The organism is Paenibacillus sinensis (genome assembly GCF_019904155.1).
GTDB lineage: Bacteria > Bacillota > Bacilli > Paenibacillales > Paenibacillaceae > Paenibacillus_AQ > Paenibacillus_AQ sinensis.
Genome location: NZ_JAHCMB010000009.1, coordinates 20,879 through 29,747, shown reverse-complemented (window position 1 = coordinate 29,747; position 8,869 = coordinate 20,879). Strand labels below are relative to the sequence as shown.

Here is an 8,869-nt window from a genome sequence, read left to right as displayed (position 1 = left end):
TGATTTGCTCATTTTGAATCTGACGAGAAATTAATTCTCATTTAATACTCACTCGTTGTTCAGTTTTCAAAGATCAAGCGACTCGATTTCTCAGTCTTTCCTGCCGCTTCACTTAATGTCTCAGCAGCAACTTTTATACTATACCATCATCACAACCGAAATGGCAAGTCATAATTTTTACCAGTTACTCTAGCAGTCATTAAAAGCTTTCAATCAACCGCCTTGTCCGCGGCCGGATAATGAATATAACACGTCAGCCGGCCCGGCATCAACCGGTAAGTTCACCCAGTCAAAAGAGAGTCATCATCCTAACAGAGTCCTTAAATAAATAGTGTCACCTGCCTCTACTCGGGCGTCCTTCTTCTATATGAAGAAATAAAGAAAAACGAGCCGATCGTAGGGACCAGCTCGTATCATGGATTTTTCTCAAAAGCCGGGATCTTATTTCTCAGTCAGAATCCGCACGCCACGTCCCGGTACAGCCGCCGTACTCTGGAATGTCTCGCCTGTCAGCAAATCCTTGAGCGAGCGCTCGCCGATTTCCGCAGTCAGCTCATTCTCGGTGTGGTTGAGCAGGAACAGGTACGATGCACCATCCTTCACCCGGCGCGCCGCCTCCAGTCCTTCAGGGGCATTCACCAGCGGGCTGATTTGTTTGTCGGCGCACAGGTTCGCCAGGAATCCTTTGAGGAAATCGGCGTTCGGACTCGACGCTACGTAGTACGCCTTGCCTTTTCCAAACTGGTTCACCGTAAGAGCCGGCATTCCAATATAGAAATCGGAGCCGTACACCGCCAGTGTCTCCGCGCCCTCTGTATGAATCAAGTCGCACAGAATGCCGCACTCATAGCTTCCGCTCAGCTTGTTCCATTCCTGCTTCATGACGAGCTGGTTGCTCATGCCAGGCAGCAGCGCATCGATTTCCTCCGCCCAGATGCCGAGCACCTTGCGCAATTCGCCCGGATAGCCGCCGACGGTCACCAGATCGTTCTCATTGACAATGCCGCTGAAGAAGGTCGTTACGAACGTTCCCCCCGCTTGTACAAAAGCCTCGACCTTGGCGGCAAAACCCGGCTTGCTCATATACATAACCGGAGCAATGACAATCTCGTACTTGGACAGGTCCTCTTCCACCCCGATCATATCGGTCTCGATATGCTGGGTGAACAGCGTGTCGTAATATTTATGAACTTCATTTACGTAATCCAGCGCGACGGAAGGTCCGCTCGACAGATCGAGAGCCCAACGGTTCTCCCAGTCGTATACGATGCCTACTTTGGCGGCGCTCCGCGCATCCAGAAGTTCGTCTCCGAGCAGCTGCAGCTCTCGTCCAAGCTCGGCCACCTCACGGAATACCCGTGTATGCTCATGCCCGGCATGCTCGATCACGGCGCCATGGTATTTCTCGCAGGCCCCGATCGACCGGCGAAGCTGGAAGAAGAGCACGGTGTCCGCTCCGCGCGCCACGGCCTGATAGCTCCACAGCCGCATAACGCCCGGACGCTTCAGCGAGTTGTAAGGCTGCCAATTCTGCTGGCTTGGCGTCTGTTCCATCAGCATGAACGGCTGGCCGTGCTTGAGCCCCCGCATCAGATCATGAGTCATGGCAGTATGGCTCACGGGCGTATCCAGCGAAGGATAGTTATCCCAGGAGATGACATCCATATATTTGGCCCACTCAAAATAATCCAGCTCCGGATAAAAGCCCATCAGGTTCGTCGTAATCGGCACGCCCTGGCTGTGCTCCCGAATGGCGTCATATTCGATCTTGTAGCATTCCAGCAGACTGTGAGACATAAAACGCCGGAAATCCAGCGATATCCCCTGGAAGTTGGTGCGGTTGCCGTTCCACTCTTCGCTGAGTTCGCTCGGCAGCACAATTTCTTCCCAATCGTAAAACGTATGGCCCCAGAATCGCGTGTTCCATGCTTTGTTCAAAGCGTTGAGCGTACCGTACCGCTCCTTCAGCCATACCCGGAAAGCGGCTTCGGACTGTTCCGAATAGTCATACCCGCCATATTCATTGGAAATATGCCAGGCCACCAGCGCTGGGTGGTCCTTATAGCGCTCCGCCAGCTTTCCCGCCAGCCGGGCGGCGAACTTGCGATAGACTTCACTGTTCGGATTGGAGTTATGCCGGCCCCCGAACTTGCGTTTTCTCCCCATAACGTCTACTCGCGTAACTTCCGGGTACTGGCGTGCCATCCAGGCCGGATGCGCGCCAGTTGCTGTCGCAAGGCAGACATAAGTCCCGTTCTTGTACAGCCGGTCCATGGTTGCGTCAAGGAACGAGAAATCATAGGTATCCTCATCAGGCTGGATCATCGCCCAGGAAAAAACGTTAACCGTAGCTACATCGATGCCCGCCAGCTTGAACATCCGGTCATCTTCCGCCCAATCGGGCGCTTCCCACTGCTCCGGATTGTAATCTCCGCCGTACCAGATCTTTGGCAGCTTATCGTTGATCAAGTTGAGCACTTCCTTTATAGTATAATTATATTTTAATTGTAAACGTCTTCAGATCAGCGTTAAATATAATATTCGGGACATAACATATAATTATATGGAAGTGATAACATGCATCCTCCACTCATTGAAGGCCACCGCAGAATTCAATTCGCCGATGAAGGCGGACGCCACCTTCCCCTGACGATGGAGAGTATCGGCTACAACCCCCAGCAAGAGCAAGTGTCCCGTCCGGACGGCTACCATCTGTACCACTGGATCGAGACGTTATCCGGCGAAGGCATCCTCCACTTCGGCGACAAATCGGTGCCCTTGCCGGCAGGTACGGGAATGCTGCTGCTTCCGGGCGTTCCACACCGGTATGAGGCGCTGGAGGGCAAGTGGCAGACCTATTATTTGACCTTTGGCGGAAGTTCCGCCGAATCCATTCTGGAATCGCTGGAAATCCATTTCTCCGCCTTCTTCAGCTGGGAGCAGGAAGCGCCGCTGAACGGAATGGTGGGCCTTATGCTGGAGCGCCAGGAGGCGGGCGGAGATATGCTCGGCCTGGAATCGTCAACGGGCGTTTACCGTTTTCTCATTACTTTGAGCAAATTCGGGCAGCTTCGGGGCAACGCCCCGATCAGCCGCAACATCGACAAGCTGCAGCCTCTGCTGAACTGGATGGAGAGCCATTATGGCGACCCGGATATCGGCCTCAGCGACTTGTCCGCCTGTCTGGGCGTGTCCGGACGCCATCTGGGCAATCTGTTTCTCCAGACCTTCGGACTGTCCCCTTACGCCTATCTGGTCCGGCTTCGCATACGGAAGAGCAAGGAAATGCTCATTGGAGAGCCCTCCGTAACGGTTAAAACGATCTCGCAAAGAGTGGGCTTTCGGGATGTGAGCCATTTCGTGGCCACTTTCCGCAGACAGGCGGGTGTTACCCCCGAGCAGTTCCGCAGGTTACACTAAGTTTGGATTGACACAGGATGGACTCAGGATTGACTCGAAATTGACTCGGGATTAACTCTGATATTAACGCCTGATCCCGTTCGATAATCCCATGCGCTCACCTGGAAATCGAACACTAGGATAAGCGCAAAATCTCCACCCCGAACGGCTCAAGCTTCAGTTCGCCGCTATGCATGGAGCCGTCAAGCAGCCCTTCACAGGCTTTCGCAAGCGCCAGGGTTTGCGGCTCCCGGCTTAGGTTAAGCACGAACAGGAAGATGCCGCTCGCCCCGCTGCGCCGCGAAACCTGAACGCCTTCCGGCAGGCCGGCGAATCCCGAAATCCCGAGCTGGTCCGCGATTCCGCCCAGCAATCCCGTCCAGAAGCGTTCCTCCGGCTGTGTTCCGGCATAGTATATCCGGCCTTGTCCGCAAGCGTTCACGGTAACGGCGGGTGTTCCGGCGTAATAATCATCTCCGTACCAAGCCACCGGCTCGGCCCCCTTCAGTTCGAGAAGATCACACCACTGGCTGCAGGCGTACTCCGCGCCGGAAGCATCGCGAAGAAGATGGCTTTCTTCGCCGATCGGATCATATTCACTGACATGAACTCCGGCAGCGTGTGCCAGAAGCCCCGGCAGCGGAAGCATGACGCATTGATTATTCAAGTGCTTGGCGCCCGTGCGGCTTGTCAGGATCAGCGTGCCGCCCTGCGCGGCGAAATCCTCCAGCCTTCCGGCTGCTTCCTCATCAAGCAGATAAAGGCTTGGCGCAATGACCAGCTTGTAGCCTTCGAGCGGCTGCCGCCAGTCGATCACATCACAGCCGAAGCCGAGCTTCGTCAGCGCCCGGTGATACAGCTTGATGTTCTCGTAATAATCCATCCCTTCCGCCTGCGGCTGGATGTTCAGCGCCGCAAGCTGCTCATAGGAATGGAGGATTGCGGTTTCATTCGAGACAGCGGTTCCTTCCAGCAGGCCGGCCAGTCCGTTGACCTCCTCGCAGAGCCGGGCGAACTCGGCAAAACGCCGGCCGGGCACATTGCTGTGGTCGATCAGCCCATGCCAATACTGCTCCGCTCCGGCCACGGCGCTGCGCCAGCGGAAATGGACGACCGTATCAGCTCCCCGGGCAATGGCCTGCCAGGCATAGGCGCGAATCAAGCCCGGATACGGCGTCCGCCACATCGGGAACCAGCAGCCCGGCGGGCCGCTGAGCTGCTCCATAATCCAGAAATTCCGACGCTTGATCCCCCGTGTCAAATCGAGAGACAGTGCGCCGCTGTACGGAGCCGTCTCCTGCTTCTGCGGCGAGGGGTTCGGATAGTAATCGAAGGAAGCCACATCAAGATCGGCGCCGAGCTGGTACAGGTTCAGCCGCTGCGGATACGTATGGAAATTATGCGTAATGAAATGCTGCGGGCAGAGCCGGCGCAGAGTGTCCACCTGCCCGCGCTGAAACTGCGCGACGGAATCCCATTGAAACCGCTGTAAATCGAGCAGAAAGGAAGGATTCTGGTGGGGAGAGCCGCCGTAAGGAACCGTCAGTTCTTCCCAGTCGCTGTATTCCCCGCTCCATACCACCGTTCCCCACTCGCGGTTGACGGCGTCGAGCGACCCGTATTTCGTCTTGACCCACTCCCGGAAGTCTTCATTGCAGGAATCGCAGCAGCAGTCGGTCATGCCGAATTCGTTGTCGGTCTGCCAGCCGATGACGGCGGGATGGTCCGCGTAGCGTTCGGCCAGCTTTCGGATAATGCGTTCGCCATATCGGCGCAGCGACCGGCTGTTGTAGCAGCGATGACCGCGAACGCCGGGATGAAAGGTCTGCCCGTTCGCGAATACAGGCAGCACATCGGGACATTTCAACGTCAGCCATCTCGGCGGCGTTGCCGTAGGGGTCCCGATCACAACCTGGATTCCATAACGGGCGAACAGCTCCAGCGACCGGTCGAGCCAGCCGAATTGAAACCGCCCCTCGCTCGGCTCCAGCCGGCTCCAGGCGAATTCGCCGATCCTCACAACCTTGACGCCCGTCTCACTCATAAGCCGGATATCCGGTTCCCACAAGGATTCGTCCCAATGCTCCGGATAATAATCGACGCCGATTTGCACACCGGTATACGTATTTATCATTTCCAGCACTCCCTTGAATACTCTTGTCAGTTCAAACATAAAGGGCGTCTTTCGGCTTGTCAAAAAACCGGAAGACGCCCGCTTGAAGTCGCGCTTATATGTTATTCCTAAATCGGTTCTTTACTCTTATTTCTTCAGCTTGTCCCAGGCGTCCTGCATGCCCTGTTCCCAGCCTTTCACATCCATCTTGCCTGCGATGAACTGCTGAATCACGCTGGCAAATTCCTGGGTAACGCCATCCGGGAATTTGGAGGACTGAAGACCGTACACTTTATTTTCCTTAACATAATTCCATACATCAGAGCCAAGATCCCCGATATCTTCCGGTGTCGTCTGAATCGTGGAGAGCGCCGGGATGAACTTCCACTTCTTCACGATATACTCTTTACCCATATCGGAAGTAACGAGCCAGTTCAGGAAGACCTTCGCTTCTTCTTTCGATGCGGAGTCCTTGTTCACCACAAGATTCGCCGGAATACCTACGGTCATCTTGTCGTTGTGCTCGGCGTCGTCGTCAATCGGCATCGGGAACATACCGATGTTCATGTTCGGGTTGATATTGTCGACCAGCGTCTGAGCCCAGTTGCCTTCCTGCATCATGGCGGCTTCGCCATTGGCGAACATCGCCAGATGGGTATTGGCGTCTGTAGTCAGCGGGTTCTTCTGGCCGTAATCGACCGTCAGCTTCAGCAGATTGCTCCATTTTTCAAACTTGTCATTGCCTACGATGGTAGCCGTACCGTCATTCAATCCCTTAATAAAGGCATTCACATCATCCTGCCGGGCAAATGCCACGCTGATGCCCTGGTTGCCGAGCAGCCACCATTCCTGATAGGCGTTGGCGAACGGAATCACGCCGATTGCCTTCAATTTTTCCGCGTCCGCTTTCAGTTCAGTAATGGTCTTCGGCGTCTCGGTAATGCCGGCTTTTTTGAACAAATCCTTGTTGTAGACATAACCGATTCCTTCCAGGTTCATCGGCATTCCGTATACTTTGCCGTCCTTGGTCATCGGCTCTGCGGCGAGTGGAATCAAATCCTTCACCCAAGGCTGATCGGACAGATCCTCAAGCTTGTCCTGCCACATATCCATTTCCGCATAACCGCCGTTGGAGAAAATATCCGGAGCGTCGCCCGATGCGAACTTCGTCTTAAGCGCTGCCGCGTAGTCCGCGCCGCCGCCTACCGTCTGAATGTCCAGCTTGATGTTCGGATGCTCTTTCTCAAATTCCACTTTCAACTCGTTGAGTCCCTCGACGATTTCCGTCTTGAACTGAAAAATTTTGACTGTCTTCACTTGGCCGGTGTTGCCAGCGCTTCCATTTTGGGATGTGCCAGCGTTTGTATTGTTCGAACCGCCGCATGCGGCGAGCAGCGAACTCATCGTCAGCATAACGGAAAGAATCACCGCAGACTTCGTCTTCTTCATTGTAAGTATCCCCCTTGAATTTAAGTTTATCGGATGTTGTATAGGAACGGCGGCCCGGTGGATCACCCTTTAACCGAGCCGGCCGCTACTCCCTCCACAATGTAACGCTGCATTAACAGATAGAACGCGATAATGGGAGCAATGCCGAGTACGAGCGCCGGCAGCGCCAAATCCCACTGTTTCGTATATTGCCCGAAGAAAGAAAATGTCGCAAGCGGTATTGTGCGCAGGTTCGGCGCCTGAAGAATCAGGGACGGAAGCAGGTAGTCATTCCAGATCCCGAGCGCGTTCAGCACAATAATGGTCATCAGCATCGGCTTCAAGAGCGGCAGCACAATCCGGAAGAACACCGTTATCGGATTGCAGCCGTCCACGGTTGCCGCCTCCTCGATCTCAAGCGGCACCGTTTTGATAAACCCGTGAAAGAGGAAGATCGCCATCGGAATGCTGAGGCCCAGGTTGGTGATTAACAGACCCGGAATGCTGTTGTTGACGCCAAGCACATTCACAACCTTCAGAATCGGAATCATGATCGTCTGGAACGGCACAACCATCGCGGCAACGAACAGCAGAAGCAGCATCCGGTTAAACCGGGTGTTGGCGCGAACCATCCGGTACGCCGCCATGGCGCTAAAGAGCGCGATCAGCACGACGCTGATAACGGTAATGATGAACGAATTGCGGAACGCTTCGGTGAATCTCGCCAATTCCCAAGTCTTCGAATAGTTGGACCAGTTGAAATGCTGCGGCCAGCTTGCCGCGTCGCTCAAAATTTCCCCGAACGACTTCACCGAATTCGCCAGCAGGAAGTAAAAGGGAGATAAAAACAAGAGCGCCAGAAGGATCATCACAATTTCCGTTCCGAAATTCCAGCGGCTTTTCTTCTTCTCGGTCATTACGCTTCAACCTCCTTGCTTTTCGTCAGACGGACCTGAATTACGGTGATTATCGCTACGATAACAAAGAACAGCAGCGCTTTGGCCGTTCCCAGCCCGTAACGGTTGTTCAGGAACGCTTCGTTGTAAATGTTCATCGCTACGGATTCCGTCGACTTAAACGGTCCGCCCTTCGTCAGCGACAGGTTGAGGTCAAACATTTTGAACGACCAGGAGATCGCCAGGAACAGACAGATCGTCACGGCTGGCATAATGAGCGGAACGATGATGTTCCGGAGAACTTGTCCCCGCGAAGCCCCGTCGATTTCCGCAGCCTCCAGCACTTCCTTGGACACATTGGACAGCGAAGCGATATAAATGACCATCAAATATCCGGAGGACTGCCAGATGAATACCAGAACAATCGCCCAGAAGCCCGTCGTCGCATCACCTAGCCAAGGAAGATTGAAGAAGCCCCAGCCGGTCAGATCGCCGATTGTCGCGAAGCCTTTGATAAAGATGAACTGCCAGATGAAGCCAAGCAGCAGGCCGCCGATTACATTCGGCATAAAGAAAATCGTGCGGAGCATATTGCGGCTCTTAAGCGGCTTCGTCAGGAAGTAGGCCAGGAAGAATCCCACCACATTCGTCAGAAGCACGCCAAGCACGGTGAACCGGACTGTGAACCAGAACGAAGACCAGAAGTCCGAATCATTGGTGAAGATTCTCTTGAAATTTTCAAAGCCTACCCAGCTGACGTGACCGGATACGCCGTTCCAATCCGTGAACGAATAATACATGCCCATGATAAAAGGCACAACCATGATTAATGCAAAAAACAAAGCAGCAGGGCCGACAAAAAACAGCTGCTGACCGAACTGCCCTAATTTGTTTCCTCGCATCCTACGCTCCCCCTTCCTTTATCTCGCGGGTTTGTTTATGATCTAATATTATTATCTGACTTGTCCGCCTACCTATACACCTACGGAAGTGATCTATCAGGGGTAAAATATTGATCGGATGTGAGCTTACA

6 protein-coding genes are annotated in these 8,869 nt (G+C 54.1%); 1 reads left to right on the top strand and 5 read right to left on the bottom strand.

Annotated elements, in window-relative coordinates; all coding sequences use genetic code 11:
• Positions 1-441: 441 nt before the first annotated feature.
• A complete protein-coding gene (locus KIH86_RS00490; protein WP_223082937.1) occupies positions 442-2,469 on the bottom strand; it encodes a beta-galactosidase in 2,028 nt (675 codons plus the stop codon).
• A gap of 108 nt (positions 2,470-2,577) precedes the next feature.
• Between KIH86_RS00490 and KIH86_RS00485 the strand changes: the two genes are divergently transcribed.
• Complete coding sequence (locus KIH86_RS00485) at positions 2,578-3,420, top strand: AraC family transcriptional regulator (RefSeq protein WP_223082938.1); 843 nt, start codon at positions 2,578-2,580, stop codon at positions 3,418-3,420.
• Positions 3,421-3,535: 115 nt separating this feature from the next.
• Here KIH86_RS00485 and KIH86_RS00480 read toward each other — a convergent pair whose 3' ends face one another.
• The 4 genes from KIH86_RS00480 to KIH86_RS00465 all read right to left on the bottom strand — a co-directional run bounded on the left by KIH86_RS00480 (position 3,536) and on the right by KIH86_RS00465 (position 8,738).
• Positions 3,536-5,572, bottom strand: a complete 2,037-nt coding sequence (locus KIH86_RS00480; protein WP_235775205.1) for a beta-galactosidase — start codon at positions 5,570-5,572, stop codon at positions 3,536-3,538.
• Positions 5,573-5,659: 87 nt separating this feature from the next.
• On the bottom strand, positions 5,660-6,961 hold the full coding sequence (locus KIH86_RS00475; protein ID WP_223082940.1) for an ABC transporter substrate-binding protein: 1,302 nt from the start codon (positions 6,959-6,961) through the stop codon (positions 5,660-5,662).
• A gap of 62 nt (positions 6,962-7,023) precedes the next feature.
• Entirely contained in the window at positions 7,024-7,857 is an 834-nt protein-coding gene (locus tag KIH86_RS00470; protein WP_223082941.1) for a carbohydrate ABC transporter permease, read from the bottom strand.
• Positions 7,857-8,738: a carbohydrate ABC transporter permease gene (locus tag KIH86_RS00465; RefSeq protein WP_223082942.1), complete on the bottom strand. Its 882-nt coding sequence runs from the start codon at positions 8,736-8,738 to the stop codon at positions 7,857-7,859. The genes KIH86_RS00470 and KIH86_RS00465 overlap by 1 nt, the downstream gene beginning before the upstream one ends.
• Between the last annotated feature and the right edge of the window lie 131 nt (positions 8,739-8,869).